19 protein-coding genes are annotated in these 19,140 nt (G+C 70.9%); 14 read left to right on the top strand and 5 right to left on the bottom strand.

The genetic code is table 11. The annotated features are described in order from the left end of the window. Window positions 1–54: 54 nt before the first annotated feature. The gene (dnaE, locus tag ACFYNL_RS06630; protein ID WP_388797700.1) at window positions 55–3,594 is read left to right on the top strand and encodes a DNA polymerase III subunit alpha; all 3,540 of its coding nucleotides are present in this window, start codon (window positions 55–57) and stop codon (window positions 3,592–3,594) included. 91 nt (window positions 3,595–3,685) lie between these two features. Here the strand turns inward: dnaE and ACFYNL_RS06625 are convergent, their stop codons facing one another. Beyond that, window positions 3,686–3,853 carry a hypothetical protein gene (locus ACFYNL_RS06625; protein ID WP_388797697.1) on the bottom strand — a complete coding sequence of 56 codons (168 nt, stop codon included), beginning with the start codon at window positions 3,851–3,853 and terminating at the stop codon, window positions 3,686–3,688. Window positions 3,854–4,098: 245 nt separating this feature from the next. Here ACFYNL_RS06625 and ACFYNL_RS06620 point away from each other — a divergent pair, with 245 nt between their 5' ends. From ACFYNL_RS06620 to ACFYNL_RS06605, 4 genes are all read left to right on the top strand, one after another. Next, window positions 4,099–5,322 carry an NYN domain-containing protein gene (locus tag ACFYNL_RS06620; protein WP_388797694.1) on the top strand — a complete coding sequence of 408 codons (1,224 nt, stop codon included), beginning with the start codon at window positions 4,099–4,101 and terminating at the stop codon, window positions 5,320–5,322. Window positions 5,323–5,449: 127 nt separating this feature from the next. Continuing rightward, window positions 5,450–6,424 (top strand): ABC transporter ATP-binding protein, encoded by a 975-nt coding sequence (locus ACFYNL_RS06615; RefSeq protein ID WP_388800469.1) that lies wholly within the window; start codon window positions 5,450–5,452, stop codon window positions 6,422–6,424. Between the two features lie 106 nt (window positions 6,425–6,530). Further along, the gene (locus ACFYNL_RS06610; protein ID WP_388797691.1) at window positions 6,531–7,355 is read left to right on the top strand and encodes an ABC transporter permease; all 825 of its coding nucleotides are present in this window, start codon (window positions 6,531–6,533) and stop codon (window positions 7,353–7,355) included. 34 nt (window positions 7,356–7,389) lie between these two features. Then, window positions 7,390–8,127, top strand: coding sequence for an AAA family ATPase (locus ACFYNL_RS06605; protein WP_388797688.1), 738 nt, complete (start codon window positions 7,390–7,392; stop codon window positions 8,125–8,127). A 194-nt stretch (window positions 8,128–8,321) separates the two neighbouring features. Here ACFYNL_RS06605 and ybaK read toward each other — a convergent pair whose 3' ends face one another. From ybaK to ACFYNL_RS06585, 4 genes are all read right to left on the bottom strand, one after another. Further along, entirely contained in the window at window positions 8,322–8,828 is a 507-nt protein-coding gene (ybaK, locus tag ACFYNL_RS06600) for a Cys-tRNA(Pro) deacylase (RefSeq protein WP_019755795.1), read from the bottom strand. A gap of 73 nt (window positions 8,829–8,901) precedes the next feature. After that, window positions 8,902–9,639, bottom strand: coding sequence for an LON peptidase substrate-binding domain-containing protein (locus ACFYNL_RS06595; RefSeq protein WP_388797683.1), 738 nt, complete (start codon window positions 9,637–9,639; stop codon window positions 8,902–8,904). Window positions 9,640–9,650: 11 nt separating this feature from the next. Beyond that, complete coding sequence (locus ACFYNL_RS06590) at window positions 9,651–10,691, bottom strand: hypothetical protein (protein ID WP_388797680.1); 1,041 nt, start codon at window positions 10,689–10,691, stop codon at window positions 9,651–9,653. Between the two features lie 160 nt (window positions 10,692–10,851). Beyond that, window positions 10,852–12,429 (bottom strand): oxidoreductase, encoded by a 1,578-nt coding sequence (locus tag ACFYNL_RS06585; protein ID WP_388797677.1) that lies wholly within the window; start codon window positions 12,427–12,429, stop codon window positions 10,852–10,854. A 177-nt stretch (window positions 12,430–12,606) separates the two neighbouring features. On the opposite strand from ACFYNL_RS06585, the gene hisD reads away from it, so the two are divergent. From hisD to ACFYNL_RS06540, 9 genes are all read left to right on the top strand, one after another. Then, the gene (gene hisD / locus ACFYNL_RS06580) at window positions 12,607–13,929 is read left to right on the top strand and encodes a histidinol dehydrogenase (protein ID WP_388797674.1); all 1,323 of its coding nucleotides are present in this window, start codon (window positions 12,607–12,609) and stop codon (window positions 13,927–13,929) included. Beyond that, entirely contained in the window at window positions 13,926–15,035 is a 1,110-nt protein-coding gene (locus tag ACFYNL_RS06575) for a histidinol-phosphate transaminase (protein ID WP_388797671.1), read from the top strand. Before hisD ends, ACFYNL_RS06575 begins: the two co-directional genes overlap by 4 nt. Further along, window positions 15,032–15,625, top strand: coding sequence for an imidazoleglycerol-phosphate dehydratase HisB (gene hisB / locus ACFYNL_RS06570; RefSeq protein WP_015661105.1), 594 nt, complete (start codon window positions 15,032–15,034; stop codon window positions 15,623–15,625). The genes ACFYNL_RS06575 and hisB overlap by 4 nt, the downstream gene beginning before the upstream one ends. Window positions 15,626–15,713: 88 nt before the next feature. Further along, a complete protein-coding gene (locus ACFYNL_RS06565) occupies window positions 15,714–15,878 on the top strand; it encodes a hypothetical protein (RefSeq protein WP_388797667.1) in 165 nt (54 codons plus the stop codon). Continuing rightward, window positions 15,875–16,513: an imidazole glycerol phosphate synthase subunit HisH gene (gene hisH, locus ACFYNL_RS06560; protein ID WP_388797664.1), complete on the top strand. Its 639-nt coding sequence runs from the start codon at window positions 15,875–15,877 to the stop codon at window positions 16,511–16,513. The genes ACFYNL_RS06565 and hisH overlap by 4 nt, the downstream gene beginning before the upstream one ends. A gap of 4 nt (window positions 16,514–16,517) precedes the next feature. Further along, on the top strand, window positions 16,518–17,243 hold the full coding sequence (priA, locus tag ACFYNL_RS06555; protein WP_388797661.1) for a bifunctional 1-(5-phosphoribosyl)-5-((5-phosphoribosylamino)methylideneamino)imidazole-4-carboxamide isomerase/phosphoribosylanthranilate isomerase PriA: 726 nt from the start codon (window positions 16,518–16,520) through the stop codon (window positions 17,241–17,243). Next, window positions 17,240–17,635: a RidA family protein gene (locus ACFYNL_RS06550; RefSeq protein WP_388797658.1), complete on the top strand. Its 396-nt coding sequence runs from the start codon at window positions 17,240–17,242 to the stop codon at window positions 17,633–17,635. Before priA ends, ACFYNL_RS06550 begins: the two co-directional genes overlap by 4 nt. A 15-nt stretch (window positions 17,636–17,650) precedes the next feature. Beyond that, window positions 17,651–18,406 (top strand): imidazole glycerol phosphate synthase subunit HisF, encoded by a 756-nt coding sequence (hisF, locus tag ACFYNL_RS06545; RefSeq protein ID WP_388797655.1) that lies wholly within the window; start codon window positions 17,651–17,653, stop codon window positions 18,404–18,406. A gap of 135 nt (window positions 18,407–18,541) precedes the next feature. Beyond that, complete coding sequence (locus ACFYNL_RS06540) at window positions 18,542–19,132, top strand: ArsR/SmtB family transcription factor (RefSeq protein WP_388797653.1); 591 nt, start codon at window positions 18,542–18,544, stop codon at window positions 19,130–19,132. Window positions 19,133–19,140: the final 8 nt, after the last annotated feature.

The following is a 19,140-nucleotide window of genomic DNA, read 5'->3' as shown; positions in this document are numbered from 1 at the left end:
GTCGGTATCTGGTCCGGATCACGTCGAGAACTGTTCGCCTTGGAGGCCGCAACCGTGTCGAAGCCGCCGTTCACGCACCTGCACGTCCACACCCAGTACTCGCTGCTGGACGGTGCCGCGCGGCTGAAGGACATGTTCAACGCGTGCAACGAGATGGGCATGACGCACATCGCCATGTCCGACCACGGCAACCTCCACGGCGCGTACGACTTCTTCCACTCCGCGCAGAAGGCCGGAATCACCCCGATCATCGGGATCGAGGCGTATGTCGCCCCCGAGTCCCGGCGCAACAAGCGCAAGATCCAGTGGGGCCAGCCGCACCAGAAGCGGGACGACGTCTCCGGTTCCGGTGGCTACACCCACAAGACGATGTGGGCCGTGAACAGGACGGGTCTGCACAACCTCTTCCGGCTGTCCTCGGACGCCTACGCCGAGGGCTGGCTCCAGAAGTGGCCTCGCATGGACAAGGAGACGATCGCCCAGTGGTCCGAGGGCATCGTCGCCTCCACGGGCTGCCCCTCGGGCGAGGTGCAGACACGGCTGCGCCTGGGGCAGGAGGAGGAGGCCCTGAAGGCCGCCGCCGACTACCAGGACATCTTCGGCAAGGACAAGTACTTCCTGGAGCTGATGGACCACGGCATCGAGATCGAGCACCGGGTCCGCGAGGGCCTGCTGAAGATCGGCAAGAAGCTCGGCATCCCGCCGCTGGTCACCAACGACTCGCACTACACGTACGCGCACGAGGCGAGCGCCCACGACGCGCTGCTGTGCATCCAGACCGGCAAGAACCTCTCCGACCCCGACCGCTTCAAGTTCGACGGCACCGGCTACTACCTGAAGTCCACGGACGAGATGTACGCCATCGACTCCTCGGACGCCTGGCAGCAGGGCTGCGCCAACACGCTGCTGATCGCCGAGATGGTCGACACCACGGGCATGTTCGAGAAGCGCGACCTGATGCCCAAGTTCGACATCCCGGAGGGCTACACCGAGGTCACCTGGTTCAAGGAGGAGGTCCGCCGCGGCATGGAGCGCCGCTTCCCGGGCGGCATCCCCGAGGACCGCCAGAAGCAGGCCGAGTACGAGATGGACACCATCATCTCGATGGGCTTCCCCGGCTACTTCCTCGTCGTCGCCGACTTCATCATGTGGGCCAAGAAGCAGGGCATCGCGGTCGGCCCCGGCCGAGGCTCCGCGGCCGGCTCGATCGTCGCCTACGCCATGGGCATCACCGACCTCGACCCCATCCCGCACGGCCTGATCTTCGAGCGGTTCCTCAACCCCGAGCGCATCTCGATGCCCGATGTCGACATCGACTTCGACGAGCGCCGGCGCGTCGAGGTGATCCGGTACGTGACCGAGAAGTACGGCGCCGACAAGGTCGCCATGATCGGTACGTACGGCACCATCAAGGCCAAGAACGCGATCAAGGACTCCGCGCGCGTGCTGGGCTACCCGTACGCGATGGGCGACCGCATCACCAAGGCCATGCCGGCCGACGTCCTCGGCAAGGGCATTCCGCTCTCCGGCATCACCGACCCCAGCCACCCGCGCTACAGCGAGGCCGGCGAGGTCCGCGGGATGTACGAGAACGAACCGGATGTGAAGAAGGTCATCGACACCGCGCGCGGCGTGGAGGGCCTGGTCCGGCAGATGGGCGTGCACGCCGCCGGCGTGATCATGTCCAGCGAGACCATCACCGAGCACGTCCCCGTCTGGGTCAGGCACACCGACGGCGTGACCATCACACAGTGGGACTACCCGAGCTGCGAGTCGCTCGGCCTGCTGAAGATGGACTTCCTCGGCCTGCGCAACCTGACGATCATGGACGACGCCGTCAAGATGGTGAAGTCCAACAAGGGGATCGACATCGATCTCCTCAGCCTCCCGCTGGACGACCCCACGACCTTCGAACTGCTCCAGCGCGGCGACACCCTCGGCGTCTTCCAGTTCGACGGCGGCCCCATGCGCTCGCTGCTGCGGCTGATGAAGCCGGACAACTTCGAAGACATCTCCGCCGTGTCGGCCCTGTACCGCCCGGGCCCGATGGGCATGAACTCCCACACCAACTACGCCCTTCGAAAGAACGGCCAGCAGGAGATCACGCCGATCCACAAGGAGCTCGAAGAGCCCCTCAAGGAGGTCCTGGACGTCACCTACGGCCTGATCGTCTACCAGGAGCAGGTGCAGAAGGCCGCCCAGATCATCGCCGGCTACTCGCTCGGCGAGGCCGACATCCTCCGGCGTGTGATGGGCAAGAAGAAGCCCGAGGAGCTGGAGAAGAACTTCGTCATCTTCCAGGGCGGCGCCCGCAAGAACGGCTACAGCGACGAGGCCATCCAGGCCCTGTGGGACGTGCTGGTCCCCTTCGCCGGCTACGCCTTCAACAAGGCGCACTCGGCCGCGTACGGCCTGGTCTCCTACTGGACCGCCTACCTGAAGGCGAACCACCCCGCCGAGTACATGGCCGCGCTGCTGACGTCCGTCAAGGACGACAAGGACAAGTCGGCGATCTACCTCAACGAGTGCCGCCGCATGGGCATCCGGGTGCTCCCGCCGAACGTCAACGAGTCGGTGCACAACTTCGCCGCCCAGGGCGACGACGTGATCCTCTTCGGCCTCGAAGCCGTCCGTAACGTCGGTACGAACGTCGTCGAGTCGATCATCAAGGCCCGCAAGGCCAAGGGGAAGTACGCCTCCTTCCCCGACTACCTCGACAAGATCGACGCCGCCGCCTGCAACAAGCGCACCACCGAGTCGCTGATCAAGGCGGGCGCGTTCGACACGCTGGGCCACACCCGCAAGGGCCTCACCGCCCAGTACGAGCCGATGATCGACAACGTGGTCGCGGTCAAGCGCAAGGAGGCCGAAGGCCAGTTCGACCTCTTCGGCGGCATGGGCGAGGAGGAGAGCAACGAGCCCGGCTTCGGGCTCGACGTGCAATTCACCGACGAGGAGTGGGACAAGACCTATCTGCTCGCCCAGGAGCGGGAGATGCTCGGTCTGTACGTCTCCGACCACCCGCTCTTCGGTCTGGAGCACGTCCTGTCCGACAAGGCCGACGCGGGCATCGCCCAGCTGACCGGCGGCGAGCACGCGGACGGTGCCGTGGTGACCATCGGCGGCATCATCTCCGGCCTCCAGCGCAAGATGACCAAACAGGGCAACGCCTGGGCGATCGCCACCGTCGAGGACCTCGCCGGATCCATCGAGTGCATGTTCTTCCCGGCGACGTACCAGCTCGTGTCGACCCAACTCGTCGAGGACGCCGTGGTGTTCGTCAAGGGACGCCTGGACAAGCGTGAGGACGTGCCGCGGCTGGTCGCGATGGAGCTCCAGGTCCCCGACCTGTCCAACGCCGGCACCAACGCGCCCGTCGTCCTCACCATCCCGGCCACCCGGGTCACCCCGCCGATGGTCAGCCGCCTCGGCGAGATCCTCAGCCACCACAAGGGCGAGAGCGAGGTCCGCATCAGGCTCCAGGGTCCGACCAAGACCACGGTCCTGCGGCTGGACCGGCACCGGGTGAAGCCCGACCCGGCGTTGTTCGGTGACCTGAAGGTGCTGCTCGGGCCGTCCTGCCTGGCCGGCTGAGCGACGGCGCGGCACCCACGCGCAAGGGGCGCACCCGCACGGGTGCGCCCCTCTTCGTGTGCCTGGGTCTCAACAACCCGTTATGCAGATGTCAGTTGTGACCGAAGCGCTTCTGCCGGCCCTTGCGGGCCATGTCGCCGGGAGTCACCGGCGTGGCGTGCTGCTCGGGCTGCGGCTCCAGCATGGTCTGCTGGGCGGCCTGCTGCCCGCCACGTTCGGACTGCGGCTGCTTCCGGTCCTGCTTCTTGTTCTTGGCCATGGTGATGCCTCCTGTGGGGGATCTAGGGGCCAGGGCCGGGACCAGATTCACATAGGCTGACAAAGAGTGCATTTCGGATAATTACCGTGTGTAACGCCGGTTGTCGGGGCGCGAGGCATGGCGCGCCGTGGCGGCGATGCCCCGAAACGCCACGCCGAAGATCGAGTTCGGCCCGTTAACCCCCGCGCGGTCGGGCAGACTCGAAGGAAGCCCGAAGCAAACCTCCCAGGAAGAGGGTGAGTCGCGTGGACCGCTGCATCGTCCTGGTGGACGCCGGGTATCTGCTGGGGGCCGCCGCCAGCCTCCTCGCCGGGGAGCCCTCCCGGTCGCGGATCACTGTCGACCACACCGCCCTCATCCAGGGCCTGCGTGAACGCGCCGAGTCCGACACCCAGCAGCCCCTGCTGCGCATCTACTGGTTCGACGGCGCCCCCGACCGCGTCCCCCAGCCCGAGCACCGCAGGCTCCGCGTGATGCCCCGGGTCACCGTCCGGCTCGGCGCCCTGACCCGCAGCGACGGCCGCTGGGCGCAGAAGGGCGTGGACGCCGCGATGCACGCCGAGCTCACCGAGCTGGCCCGCAACCGCGCCTGCTCGGACGTGGTGCTGGTGACCGGCGACGGGGATCTGCTGCCGGGGATGATGGCGGCCAAGGAGCACGGTGTCGCCGTACACCTGTGGGCCGTGCAGGCCGCCGACGGTGACTACAACCAGTCCGAGGACCTGGTCGCCGAAGCCGACGAGCGGCGCGTGCTGGACCGCACGTGGATCACCAAGGCCGTACGCGCCAAGGAGCTCACCGGGGTGTGCGCGCCGCCGCCCGCGCCCCGGCCCGAGATCGCCGCGATCCTGTCCGCGCCGCTGCCCGACTCCGCGCTCGCCTCGGCGCCCGAGCGGACCGCCGAGGAGGGCGAGCACGCCCCGGCGGTCGCCGCCTCCGGCAACGGCAGCACGCAGGAGCGGGTGCCCTCGCCCAAGGGCGTGCCCACCCCGAAGGACCTCGCAGCCCTGCGCGCGCCCGGTGTCCAGCACGCCCAGCCCCCGGCGAGCGCGACGCTGCGCTGGTCCTCCGACAAGGGATGGGTCGACCGGCCCGGGGTCGCGGGCGAGTCGCCCGAGGCGGCCTCCATGCCGACGCTCGCGCAGCTGACCACGGCGGAGCAGCGGTGGGCCGACCGGGAGGAGGACATCACGACGGTCGGCGGCGATCCGTACGAGGTGGGCCAGGTCTTCGCGCGGCGCTGGATGGAGCGGCTGAGCGACCAGAGCCATCTGCAGCGGCTGTCCGGGATGTATCCCCGCATCCCCCATCGCATCGACGGAGAGCTGCTCAGGTACGCGGCTCGGTTCGGGTTGCTCGCGCACAAGGACGACCAGATCGACGAGCACGACCGGTACGCGATCCGGGCCGGGTTCTGGCGGGAGATCGATGTGCGGACGGCGGCGGAGCACGCGTCCGCCGGGGACTGAGCGCCAGGCGAGCGGTCGAATTGTGCCGACTGGTCGGACCCGAGGACGGCCGCGGGTTCCGGACCCCGTAGTCTCGTTCCTTGTGAGTACGCGCGTGACACAGGCACATCGGCACAGTGGTGATGTCGTGTGCGCCGTGCGCGGGCTGACGAAGACCTATCCGGCCGTACGGGGGCGGCGCGGGGCGCCGGGAACGCCCGAGGTCCGGGCCACCGACGACGTACGGCTGGACATCCGGCGCGGCGAGATCTTCGGGCTGCTCGGCCCGAACGGCGCAGGCAAGACCACCCTCGTCCGGCAGCTCACCGGGCTGATGCGGCCCGACACCGGGAGCGTCGAGATCCTCGGGCACGACATCGTCCGGCACCCGGAGCGGGCCGCACGCATCCTGGCCTACCTCGGGCAGGAGTCGACCGCGCTCGACGAGCTGACCGTCTCGCTCGCCGCCGAGACCACCGGGCGGCTGCGAGGCCTGGACGTACGGCAGGCGCGGGACGAGCGGGACGCCGTACTCGACGAACTGGGGCTCACACCGCTCGCCGGGCGGCCCCTGAGGAAGCTGTCCGGCGGGCAGCGGCGGCTGGCCTGCTTCGCCGCCGCCCTGGTCGGTGAGCGTCCGCTGCTGGTGCTCGACGAGCCGACGACCGCGATGGACCCGGTCGCACGGCGTGCCGTGTGGTCGGCCGTGGACCGGCGGCGCGCCGAGCACGGCACGACCGTGCTGCTCGTCACCCACAACGTCATCGAGGCCGAGACCGTGCTCGACCGGGTCGCGGTGCTCGACCGGGGCCGCGTCATCGCCTGCGACACGCCGTCCGGGCTCAAGGAAAGGGTCGCCGGCGAGGTGCGGGTCGACCTGCTGTGGCGGGACCGGGCACCCCTGGACGTGCCCGAGGTGGCCGCGCTGCGGGACCGGGTCGTGGAGTCCGGGCGGCGCTGGACGCTGCGGCTGGCCCCCGAGGAGGCCCGCGCGGTCGTCGCCACCGTCACCGGCGGGGCCGCCTTCGCCGCACTGGACGACTTCACGCTCGCCACGCCCAGCCTGGAGGACGTGTACCTGGCGCTGGGCGGGGCCGCGCAGCAGGGGCTGGTGAAGGCTTGAGCACGCAGACATCCGTATCCGTATCCGTGTCCGTGCGGAACAGGGCCACCCGACGGATCAGGGCCGTCTCCCCAGTGATCCCCCGTGTGAAAGGGAGCAGCGCCACGTGAGTGTCGTACCCGCCGAGGTTCTGCCGGGCAGCGCCCTGGCCGTGGACGAGTCGACCCGCCCGGTCGCGGCCGAGCTCGGCCCGCGCGCGCGGCTGTGGCCGTCGCTGTGCGCCGTGTACCGGGCGCAGCTGTCCCGGGCCCGGGTGGCGCGTATCCCGCTGCTGTTCGTGGCGACCTTCCAGTCGATCGGGATCATGATCCTGATGCGCGGGGTCGTGGACGGCGGTGCCGAGGCGCAGGCCGTGGTCGCCGGGTCCGCGGTCCTCGTGGTCGCCTTCGTCGCGCTGAACCTGCTCGCGCAGTACTTCGGGCAGCTGCGGGCCAGTGGCGGGCTCGACCACTACGCCACGCTGCCGGTGCCGCCCGCCGCGGTGGTGCTCGGGGCGGCGGGGGCGTACGCCTCCTTCACCGTGCCGGGGACCGTGGTGACGGCCGTCTTCGGGTGCGTGCTGTTCGGGTTGCCGATGGCGCATCTGTGGGTTCTCGTCGCGGTGATCCCGCTCGCCGGAGCGGCGCTCGCGGGGCTGGGGGCGGCGCTCGGGCTGCTCGCGCCCCGGCCGGAACTGGCCACCCTGCTCGGGCAGTTGGGGATGTCGGCCGCGCTGCTGCTGGGCGTGCTGCCGGCCGACCGGATGCCGGGCGTGGTGCGCTTCGCGCGGGATCTGCTGCCGTCGACGTACGGCGTGGAGGCCTTCGCGCGGACCTTCGGGGAGCGGCCCGACTGGGCTTTCGTCCTCGGTGACCTGGCGGTGTGCGGGGTGGTCGGCGTGGTCTCGCTGGCCGTCGCCACCTGGGCGTACCGCCGGGCGGCCGTCCGGTGACGCGCCGCACAAGGCGGTTTGGCACGATGGCAGGGTGACCGCTCCGCTGACTCCTCCTCCGCCGCCGCGTGACCAGTCCTCGAACCAGGCCTGGCGGCCGCCCGGCGCCGGGCACACGGCTTCCGCACCGGACCCGTACGGCGGGCCCGGCCCGCACGGCTCCCCCGACGCGTACGGCATATCCGGCTCGTACGGACAGGACGGTCCCGGTATGAAGACCGAAGTACGCGAAGCCGCCGTGGTCGGGGTGCTGGTCGCCCTGGGCGGGGCGCTGCTCGGGGTGCTGTGGTGGTGGCTGGCGCCGAGCGTGCCGCTGGTCGGGGACGTCGTCGGCAAGAGCTGGGTCGTCTACTTCAAGGAGACCGAGGGGGAGCAGGCGATCGGGGTGGACGGAACGTTCACCTTGCTCGCGCTCGCGTTCGGGCTGGTCAGCGCGGTCGCGGTGTTCCTCTGGCGGCGGCGCGGGGGCGTGCCGTTGGTGGTCGCGCTGGCCGTCGGGGGCTTTCTCGGGTCGTTGCTGGCCTGGCGGGTCGGGGTGTGGCTCGGGCCCACCGGGGATGTGATCGCCCACGCCAAGGACGTGGGCAGGGGAGTCACGTTCTCCGCCCCGCTGAAGCTGGGGGCCAAGGGGGCATGGCTGGCGTGGCCGCTGGCCGCCCTGATGGTGCACCTGGGGCTGACCGGGTTGTTCGGGCCCCGCGAGGTGGATCCGTATCAGCAGCATCCGCAGGGGCAGCCGCAGCAGGGGCCGTACGGGCCGCCGCCGGCGTAGGGATCGCGCCGCGTCACGCGCCGGCACCGTCGGCCGGGCCCTGCCAGGGGGCGGTGCCCCCTGGAGGCGGCCGGTGATCTATGCCGGGCGGCGTCCGTGGTTCGAGCGGCCCTTCTTGATGCGCCACTTGCGTTTCCGCGTCTTCTTCGACATGTCCCTGGTACTTAACCGAGGGCACGGGGTTCGTCGAGGGGTCACGCACGCCCGATGGGGGCCAGGGTCGCGTCGGTGAGCGCGCTGAGGTCGGTGGGGGAGAGCTCCACCTCCAGGCCGCGACGGCCCGCCGAGACACAGATCGTGGGGTGGGCCAGGGCCGACGCGTCCAGGACCGTCGGGAGCTTCTTGCGTTGGCCCAGGGGGGAGATGCCGCCCCGGACGTAGCCCGTGGTGCGTTCGGCCAGCGCCGGGTCGGCCATGGTCGCCCGCTTGCCGCCGACCGCCGCAGCGAGGGCCTTGAGGTCCAGTTGGCCGGCGACCGGTACCACCGCCACGGTCAGCTTCCCGTCCACGTCCGCCACCAGGGTCTTGAACACCCGGTCCGGTGACACCCCCATCGCCTCGGCCGCCTCCTCGCCGTAGGACGGGTGGGCGGGGTCGTGGTCGTAGGAGTGGGTCGTGTACGCGACGCCCGCCGCCGTGAGGGCGACCGTCGCGGGCGTGCCGCCCGACTGCTGCTGTTGCTTCTTCGACTTCTTCGCCATGCCCGCCAACTCCGCCGACCCTCTGACTTCGACTTCCCCGACTCCGCCCCCGTGTCCCGCGTGCGCCGGCCGCTCAGTTGAGGCTCGTGGGCCCGCGCGTGAGGTCGGACGCCGGCAGCGACGGCAGCGTACGGATGATCGAGGTCTCGGCGCGAAGGAGTTTCAGTTCGTCGCGCAGCCGGGACGCGGTGTCCGGTGCCTGGAGCAGGCGCTGCTTGGTCGGCGTGTCCAGCATCATCGCGGCCGCCACCAGGTAGGAGACGACCGCGGGCTGGTCCGGGAGGTCGGCCGTGGTGGACAGGGAGCGCTCGCGGGCACCCGCCAGGCGCTTCTGGTACTGGCGGAACGCGCGCAGCACCCCCTCCGCCAGAGCCCCCGCCTCGTCGCCTGGCTCCTCCGGCAGCTCCTCGAACTCCGCGGTGAGGAACGGGCCCGACGCGTCCACCGAGAGCAGACGCACGCGGGTCGTCCCCGTGGCCAGCACCTCGAAGGTGCCGTCGGCCCGCTCCCGGATCGTGGCCGCGTCCGCCACACACCCCACCTGGTGGAACGCCTTGACCGGGTCCTGGCCGAAGCCGGCGGCGGGGCCGCGTTCGGGCACGGCAGTGGGGTCCGGCATGCCGGGGGCGCTCGGGGCCACTTCGTGGCCGTCGCGGATCGCGAGCACGGCGAAACGGCGCGGTTCCTCCTCGGGTGTCTTCAGCAGTTCGCGCATCATGGCGCGATACCGCTCCTCGAAGACGTTCAGCGGCAGCACGAGTCCCGGGAACAGCACCGAGCTCAGGGGAAAGAGCGGAAGGCGGACGGTCACGGCGCCAAAGCCTAGTGGTCACCGAGGTGAACGCGTTCGGCGAGCCCATGTCGTGGATGGTCGGCACCTGCTCCGCCCGCTCGCGTCGCGCGGAGCCGCACCTCCTCGCGCACCTGAAGGAACCCGTCGAGCGGGTCCTGCGAGAAGCGGTTCCACGGGAAGGACGTGGCGTACGGGCCGATGAGGCGCAGCTGCTCCAGGGCGTCCTCCCAGCGGCCCAGCCGCACCAGGACGTACGTCAGCTTGTTGCGGACCCCGGCCGGCCACAGGTCGGCCGCCGGGAAGCGGGCGGACAGCGCGATCGCACGGTCGGCCGCCTCGTCCAGGCGCTCCGGCGGCACGCCCGGACCGCAGCCGTCGGTGAGGTAGGCGAAGGCGGCCCGGGTGGGCAGCGCCTGCACGAGGGAGTCGGCGGGGGCGTCCTGTGCGGCCCGGTCGGCGAAGTCGAAGCACTCCCGGTGGGAGCCGTGCCAGGACGAGGCCAGATAGCGCAGGGCCGCCACATGGCAGCCGTAGTGCAGCGGGGCCCGGCGCAGCGCCGCCTCCCACACCTCCCCGAAGTAGGTGTGCCCGGCGCGCGAGCCGCGGGCGTGGTCCAGCGCGATCCGCCAGGGCACCGGGTCGCGGTCGTCGGCGCGGGCGGCGGCCGTGATCAGAGGGCTCAGGCCGCGCAGCAGTTCGGCCCGGGCCGGCGACTGCCAGGCGCGGTCCACCGCGAGCTGGGCCTTGACCAGCAGCGCGTCCGGGTCGTGCGGGGCGGCCGCGCTCCAGCTCTGCAGCCACTCCGGCCGCGAGTGCGCGAAGGCGGCGAGGCGCAGTACATATCCGTCCCGGCACTCCCACTGCGAACGGAGCCGGGTGGCGGCGAGAAGTTCGGCGGCGGCGTCGTACGCGCCCCGTCCGGCCGCGACCAGCGCGGGCCCCAGGTGGTCGTCGGGCGCGTCGAGGAGCACCTCGGAGTCGGCGGGAAGCCCGTCGGCCGGGTGATCTACGGTCCTTGGCGTCCGGGGGGTGCGGCCGAACGGGAGCAGCAGAGCCATGGTGCCGACCATTGAAGGACGGGTGGTCGGGCCCGCGCCAGAGGGAACGGGCAACCCATGAAAAGTTGTATCCGGATGGGTCAAGAAGCAGTAAAGGTAAAGTGTTCAACCACTGTCGGACATTCATGAGTTCAGCCCGGCTGCGTCACCGGTTCTTCACGACCCGGCGGTGTCAGCTCCGTCGCAGCAGCCGCGTCGCCCCCGCCGCCACGGTGGTCGCCAGTATCCAGCCGAGCAGGATCATCGCCGCGGCCAGCCACTGCCGGCCGCCGCTCAGCTGCCAGAACCCGACCTGGCCCAGGTCGATCACCGGGAGCAGCAGATCCAGGGTGAACAGGGCCGGGCTCCAGGCCGGATGCTCGCCGCCCTTGAGCGGCGGAGGCTGGGCGCGCGCGAACGCCAGCGATCCCGCCGCCCACAGCACCGCCATCCACACCGCCGCGCGGCCCGGCCGATAGCCGTAGGCGACCGTCCAGTCCTGTGCGTAGCCCCACAGCTTCGCCGCGAGCGGCAGGGTCTCGCGGCGGCGGCGCTGCTTGGCGAGCAGGACCTCGCGCGCGTCCTCGTCCTCGCCGCCGGCCCGCAGCACGGTGGCCAGCAGCTCGTACGGCTCCGGGGTGTACTCGGCGGTCGCGGCGGACACCCACTCCAGCCGCTGCTCCAGCGGGAACGGGCCGCGCGGCACCAGGTTCTCGTAGGTGAAGCCGCCCATGTGCAGCCGGCCGGGGCCCGGCCAGGCGTCCGCCCGGTCCATCAGGTTGACGACCCGTGCCCCCGACAGCACCACCCCGCCGCGCTCCGGCCGCTCCCCGAGGAAACGCAGCTCGGGCGTCTGGATGCGGCGCAGCGACAGCTCCTGCTCGTCGGTGAAGGCGAACCGGGCCCGCTCCAGGTCGACCGCGTCGCCGAACCGCCCGTCGTCCAGTCGCACCCCGCCCTGGCACTCGAAGCGCTGGATGCGCGTCCCGCGCGCCGGGGTGCGGCCGCTCAGCATCGGACTGCCGACACCGGCCGGCGTCAGATACAGCGTGCGCCCGACGGTCAGCTGGGGGGCGTTGAGCGCGAGCCGTGTGTACGGGTTGACGAGCCTCGCGCCCCGCATGCTCAGCGACACGCCGATGGTGGCGGCGCGCAGACTCAGCTCGCCGTGCGACTCCAGCATCTCGGCCTGCAGGTCCTGCCCCACGGTGATGCCGTCCGCGGCGATCGAGCGACCGCTGCGGTCGCGGTAGACGATCGCCTGGTTGAGCAGCAGGTCGGTGCCGATCTGGGCGTCGGTGAGCCGTACCCCGTTGTGGAAGCGGCAGCGCGGCAGATGCAGGTCGCCCTCGGTGTGCACCCGGGCGGCCTCCAGACGCGGCACCGCGCAGTCCACCATCCGTACGGTCGTGAAGCGGGCCTCCGGCAGCCGGACCTCTTTGTCGAAGCGGCAGCCGCGCATCTCGACGTACGGCACCACGGTGCCGCCCGCGAGGTCCATCGTGCCGCTGATCCGCACGCCGACCAGCTTCAGCGAGGACACCCGGCCCGCGAGGGCGGGCGGCCCGTCCAGCAGCAGCCAGCACACGATCCGGGCGCGTACGGTCCGCTCGTCGCCCCAGGGGTGTCCGCCGTGCGGATCGTCGACGACCGTGTCCCCGCTGCTCAGGTCGTACACGCTGCCGTTGCGGAAGGCCTGCCACATGCCGGCCTCCGCCGCGCTCAGGCCGTCCGGCAGATCCCCGCACGGGATGCCGGCCCCCTCGGTCACGGTTTTCCCTTCCTCCCCGGCTACTCGCGAGTCGTTGCCTCGTACACCTGTTCATGCCCGCTGGGTAACGCCCCGAACACTAGACGTGAAGCGGATCTTCCGGGTTCCGCGAGCGCCGCGTATCAGCCATTGGAACGCGCGGACGGTCCACGACCCGCGTCTGAGAGAATTGAGTCCGTGATCTCCCGAATCGATCTGCGCGGCGACGCCCTCCCCGAGGGCCCCGCCCTGCGCGACCTGCTGCCCCGAGCCGACTTCGACGTCTCGGCCGCCCTGGAGAAGGTGCGTCCGATCTGCGAGGCCGTGCATCATCGGGGCGACGCGGCGCTGATCGACTTCGCCGAGAAGTTCGACGGCGTCAGGCTCGACCAGGTGCGGGTGCCCCCCGCGGCGCTCACGCGCGCCCTGGAGGAACTCGACCCGGCCGTACGCGCGGCCCTGGAGGAGTCCATCCGCCGCGCCCGGCTCGTCCACCGCGAGCAGCGCCGTACGACGCACACCACGCAGGTCGTGCCGGGCGGGTCGGTCACCGAGAAGTGGGTGCCCGTCGACCGGGTCGGGCTGTACGCGCCCGGCGGCCGGTCCGTCTACCCCTCCTCCGTGGTCATGAACGTCGTCCCGGCCCAGGAGGCCGGCGTCGAGTCGATCGCCCTCGCCTCCCCGGCGCAGGCCGAGTTCGGCGGGCTTCCGCACCCGACGATCCTCGCCGCGTGCGCGCTGCTCGGCGTCGACGAGGTGTACGCCGCCGGTGGCGCCACCGCCGTCGCGATGTTCGCCCACGGCACCGAGTCCTGCCCGCCCGCCAACATGGTCACCGGCCCCGGCAACATCTGGGTCGCCGCCGCCAAGCGCTACTTCACCGGCAAGATCGGCATCGACGCCGAGGCCGGCCCGACCGAGATCGCGATCCTCGCCGACGCCACCGCCGACCCGGTGCACGTCGCCTCCGACCTGATCAGCCAGGCCGAGCACGACCCGCTCGCGGCCGCCGTCCTCGTCACCGACTCCGTGGAACTCGCGGACGCGGTGGACAAGGAGCTGGAGCCGCAGGTCGCGGCCACCAAGCACATCGACGACCGGATCGTCCCCGCCCTCAAGGGCCGGCAGTCCGCGATCGTCCTGGTCGACGGCGTCGACGAGGGCCTCAAGGTCGTCGACGCCTACGGTGCCGAGCACCTGGAGATCCAGACGGCCGACGCGGCCGCCGTGGCCGACCGGGTCCGCAACGCCGGCGCGATCTTCATCGGCCCCTGGGCGCCGGTCTCGCTCGGCGACTACGCCGCCGGCTCCAACCACGTGCTGCCCACCGGCGGCTGCGCCTGCCACTCCTCGGGCCTGTCGGTCCAGTCCTTCCTGCGCGGCATCCACATCGTCGACTACACGAAGGACGCGCTGGCCGAGGTCGCGCACCACGTGGTGACGCTGGCGGAGGCGGAGGACCTGCCGGCGCACGGCGCGGCGATCAAGGCAAGGTTCGGTTGGAAGGTGCCCGGTAAGTGACTTTCGGTATCGACGATCTCCCCGTACGGGACGAGCTGCGCGGCAAGTCCCCCTACGGCGCGCCCCAGCTGGACGTACCCGTACGGCTGAACACCAACGAGAACCCCTACCCGCTGCCCGAGCCGCTGGTCGAACGGATCGCCGAGCGCGTGCGGGAGGCGGCCCGCCACCTCAACCGCTATCCGGACCGGGACGCCGTCGAACTGCGCACCAGGCTCGCCGAGTACCTGACGAGGACCTCCGGCCACGAGGTGGGCCTGGCCAACGTCTGGGCGGCGAACGGCTCCAACGAGGTCATCCAGCAGCTGCTGCAGACCTTCGGCGGGCCGGGCCGTACGGCGATCGGCTTCGAGCCGTCGTACTCGATGCACGGCCTCATCTCGCGCGGCACCGGCACCGGATGGATCTCCGGCCCCCGCAACGACGACTTCACGATCGACCTCACCGCCGCCGAGAAGGCGATCACCGAGAACCGGCCGGACGTCGTCTTCGTCACCACGCCCAACAACCCCACGGGCACCGCGGTCCCGCCCGAGACGGTCCTCGCGCTGTACGAGGCCGCGCAGGCGGCGAAGCCGTCGATGGTCGTGGTCGACGAGGCGTACATCGAGTTCAGCCACGGCGACTCGCTGCTGCCGCTCATCGAGGGCCGGCCGAACCTCGTCGTCTCCCGGACGATGTCGAAGGCCTTCGGCGCGGCCGGCCTGCGCCTCGGCTACCTCGCCGCGCACCCGGCGGTGGTCGACGCCGTCCAGCTGGTACGGCTGCCCTACCACCTGTCGGCCGTCACCCAGGCGACCGCCCTCGCCGCGCTGGAGCACACCGACACGCTGCTCGGCTACGTCGAGCAGCTGAAGTCCGAACGGGACCGGCTGGTGAGCGAACTGCTCGCCATCGGCTACGACGTCACGGCCTCGGACGCCAACTTCGTGCAGTTCGGACGGTTCGACGACGCCCACGCCGTCTGGCGGCAGATCCTCGACCGGGGCGTCCTGGTCCGGGACAACGGCGTGCCGGGCTGGCTGCGGGTCACCGCCGGAACCCCCGAAGAGAACGACGCGTTCCTCGACGCGGTACGTGAGTTGAAGAAGGAGCAGAGCACATGAACCGCGTAGGACGCGTGGAGCGGGTCACCAAGGAGACGTCGGTGCTCGTCGAGATCGACCTCGACGGCAGCGGCAAGGTCGATGTGTCGACAGGCGTCGGCTTCTACGACCACATGCTCGACCAGCTCGGCCGGCACGGTCTGTTCGACCTGACCGTCAAGACCGAGGGCGACCTGCACATCGACTCGCACCACACCATCGAGGACACCGCCCTCGCGCTGGGCGCCGCCTTCAAGCAGGCCCTCGGCGACAAGGTCGGCATCTACCGGTTCGGCAACTGCACGGTCCCGCTGGACGAGTCCCTGGCCCAGGTGACCGTCGACCTCTCCGGCCGCCCCTACCTCGTGCACACCGAGCCCGAGAACATGGCGCCGATGATCGGCGAGTACGACACCACGATGACCCGGCACATCCTGGAGTCCTTCGTCGCCCAGGCGCAGATAGCGCTGCACGTGCACGTCCCGTACGGGCGCAACGCCCACCACATCGTGGAGTGCCAGTTCAAGGCCCTGGCACGGGCACTGCGGTACGCGTCCGAGCGCGACCCGCGCGCGGCCGGCATCCTGCCCTCCACGAAGGGTGCCCTGTGAGCGACGCACGCGCGGCCGCCGGGCCGCAGACGACCACGATGGCCGCACCTCTGCGCCGCGCGGGCGGAGAAGCGAACGGAAGGGCACAGTGAACGGCACGTCGACCGTCCTGATCGTCGTCGGTCTCTTCCTGGTCGGCGGGATCATCTCCTTCGTCAAGCAGCAGATGCCCAGGAGCCTCGTCGTGCTGCTCTCCATCGGCGCCGCGATGTGCCTCGTCGCCGGCGTCATCCGGCTGGAGGTGTGGAATTGACCGCCAAGAACGTCGTGGTCTTCGACTACGGCTTCGGCAACGTGAGGTCGGCCGAACGCGCCCTCGCGCGCGCGGGAGCCGACGTCGAGATCACCCGTGACTTCGACAAGGCGATGAACGCCGACGGCCTGCTGGTGCCGGGCGTCGGCGCCTTCGCCGCCTGCATGCAGGGGCTGAAGGAGGCGCGCGGCGACTGGGTCGTGGAGCGGCGGCTGGCCGGCGGGCGTCCCGTGATGGGCATCTGCGTCGGCATGCAGATCCTGTTCGCGCGCGGCATCGAGCACGGCGTCGAGACCGAGGGCCTAGGCGAATGGCCGGGCTCCGTCGAGCCGTTGCAGGCCGACGTCGTGCCCCACATGGGCTGGAACACCGTCGACGCACCGACCGGCTCCGAGCTGTTCGCCGGCCTGGACGCGGACGCCCGCTTCTACTTCGTGCACTCCTACGCCGTCCACGACTGGGCCCTTGAGACGCACAACCCGACCATGACCGCCCCCAAGGTCACCTGGTCCACGCACGGCAAGCCCTTCGTGGCCGCCGTCGAGAACGGCGCCCTGTGGGCCACGCAGTTCCACCCCGAGAAGTCCGGCGACGCCGGAGCGCAGCTGCTCACCAACTGGATCGGAACCCTGTAGAGACATGGCCAAGCTCGAACTCCTCCCCGCCGTCGACGTCCGCGACGGCCAGGCCGTCCGCCTCGTGCACGGCGAGTCCGGCACCGAGACCTCCTACGGCTCCCCGCTGGAGGCCGCCCTCGCCTGGCAGCGTGCGGGCGCCGAGTGGCTGCACCTGGTCGACCTGGACGCCGCGTTCGGCACCGGCGACAACCGTGAGCTGATCGCCGAGGTCGCGAAGGCGATGGACATCAAGGTCGAGCTGTCCGGCGGTATCCGCGACGACGCCTCCCTGGCCGCCGCCCTCGCCACCGGCTGCACGCGCGTGAACCTCGGCACGGCAGCCCTGGAGACCCCCGAGTGGGTCGCCAAGGTCATCGCCGAGCACGGCGACAAGATCGCGGTGGGCCTGGACGTACGGGGCACCACGCTCCGCGGCCGCGGCTGGACCCGCGACGGCGGTGACCTCTACGAGACGCTGGAGCGCCTCAACAACGAGGGCTGCGCCCGCTACGTCGTCACCGACATCGCCAAGGACGGCACGCTCCAGGGCCCCAACCTGGAGCTGCTGAAGAACGTCTGCGCGGCGACGGACCGCCCGGTGGTCGCTTCCGGCGGCGTCTCCTCCCTGGACGACCTGCGGGCCATCGCCGAGCTCGTGCCGCTCGGTGTCGAGGGCTCCATCGTCGGGAAGGCCCTGTACGCGAAGGCGTTCACCCTGGAAGAGGCCCTGGAGGCTGTGTCGTCATGACGTCCGATGCCGTACGGCGTGCGCAGAGCGGAAGTCCCTGGGAAGAGTCCTTCGGTTTCGCGCGTGCCGTCGCGGCGGGCGATCGTGTGCTGGTGGCGGGCACCACGTCCTTCAAGGGGCCGGTGCTGTACGGGGAGGGCGACCCGTACGAGCAGGCCAAGGTGGCCTTCACCGGCGCGCTGGAGGCGATCGCCGAGTTCGGGCTCGGGCCCGAGTCGGTGATACGGACCCGGATGTACCTGTCCCACCAGCGGGACGTCGAAGCGGTCGCCCGGGCGCACAAGGAGCTGTTCGACTCCGTGCGCCCGGTGGCGACGCTGCTGGTCGTGGAGGGTTTCGTCGACCCGCGCATCCTGGTCGAAGTGGAAATAGAAGCATTCAGAGGACGTTAGAGGAGCCGTGGATTCATGACCCTGGCGGTCCGAGTCATCCCCTGCCTGGACGTGGACAACGGCCGGGTCGTCAAGGGTGTCAACTTCCAGAACCTGCGCGACGCGGGCGACCCCGTCGAGATGGCCAAGGTGTACGACGCCGAGGGCGCCGACGAGCTGACGTTCCTGGACATCACCGCCTCGTCGGGCAACCGGGAGACGACCTATGACGTGGTGCGCCGCACGGCCGAGCAGGTGTTCATCCCGCTGACCGTCGGCGGTGGTGTCCGCACGGCCGAGGACGTGGACAGGCTGCTGCGCGCGGGCGCGGACAAGGTGGGCGTCAACACGGCGGCCATCGCCCGCCCCGATCTGATCCGCGAGATCGCCGAGCGCTTCGGGCGTCAGGTCCTGGTCCTGTCCGTCGACGCGCGCCGTACCGCGTCGGGGTCCTTCGAGGTCACCACCCACGGGGGCCGCAAGGGCACCGGCATCGACGCCGTCGAGTGGGCGCACCGCGCCGCCGAGCTGGGCGCGGGCGAGATCCTGCTCAACTCGATGGACGCGGACGGCACGAAGGACGGCTACGACCTGGAGATGATCCGGGCGGTGCGCAAGCACGTGACGGTCCCGGTGATCGCCTCCGGCGGCGCCGGCAAGCTCGGCGACTTCGCTCCGGCCGTCGAGGCGGGGGCGGACGCGGTGCTGGCGGCCTCGGTGTTCCACTTCGGGGATCTGCGGATGGGCCAGGTGAAGGACGCGTTGCGAGCCGCCGGGCACCCCGTCAGGTGACAGGGCACCCCGTCGGGTGACAGGCGAGCGAGCCCCGGCCGCGAGGGTGGCCGGGGCTTTGTCGCGGGAAGAAGCGAAAGGAAAATTGCGCAAAATCTATTGTGCAAGTTTTCTTTCGTATCTAGGGTCGGTGGCATGACAGGCAAGGAGAGGGACCGCCGGATCAAGGACCTCGGCACGCTCAAGGCGCTGGCCCACCCCCTGCGGATGAACCTGCTCAGAGCGCTGACGATCGGACGCGTGGCCACCGCCTCCCAGCTCGCCGAGCAGGTCGACGAGGCGGTCTCCCTGGTCAGCTACCACCTGCGCAAGCTCGCCGAGCACGGGCTCATCGAGGAGGCCGAGCCGCAGAGCGCCGACGGCCGCGAGCGGTGGTGGCAGCCCGCCTCCGACGGAGTGAGCATCCGGGACGAGGACTTCCGTGACGCCCCCGAGAAGGCCGCCGCGCACACGGCGGCGAGCAGGCTGTTCGCCGAACAGCGCACCGACATGTACCGGCGCTGGCTCGACGAGCGGTCCCACTGGTCGCCCGAGTGGAACCGGGTCGCCTCCTCCACCGAGTCCAACCTGCGTCTCACGGCGGACGAACTGGCCGAGCTGAACCAGGAGTTGCTCGCCCTCCTGCGCAGGTACGACGAGCAGGGCCGGGCCGCCGAAGCCGCCGGCGGCACCGAGGGCCGCGAGAACGTCGCGGTGCACACGTACACCTTCCCGTTCCGCGCCTGAGACGCCCG

The sequence above is a fragment of the Streptomyces sp. NPDC007808 genome (assembly GCF_042868655.1).
Classification (GTDB): Bacteria; Actinomycetota; Actinomycetes; order Streptomycetales; family Streptomycetaceae; genus Streptomyces.
This window is presented reverse-complemented; position numbering and strand designations above follow the sequence as displayed.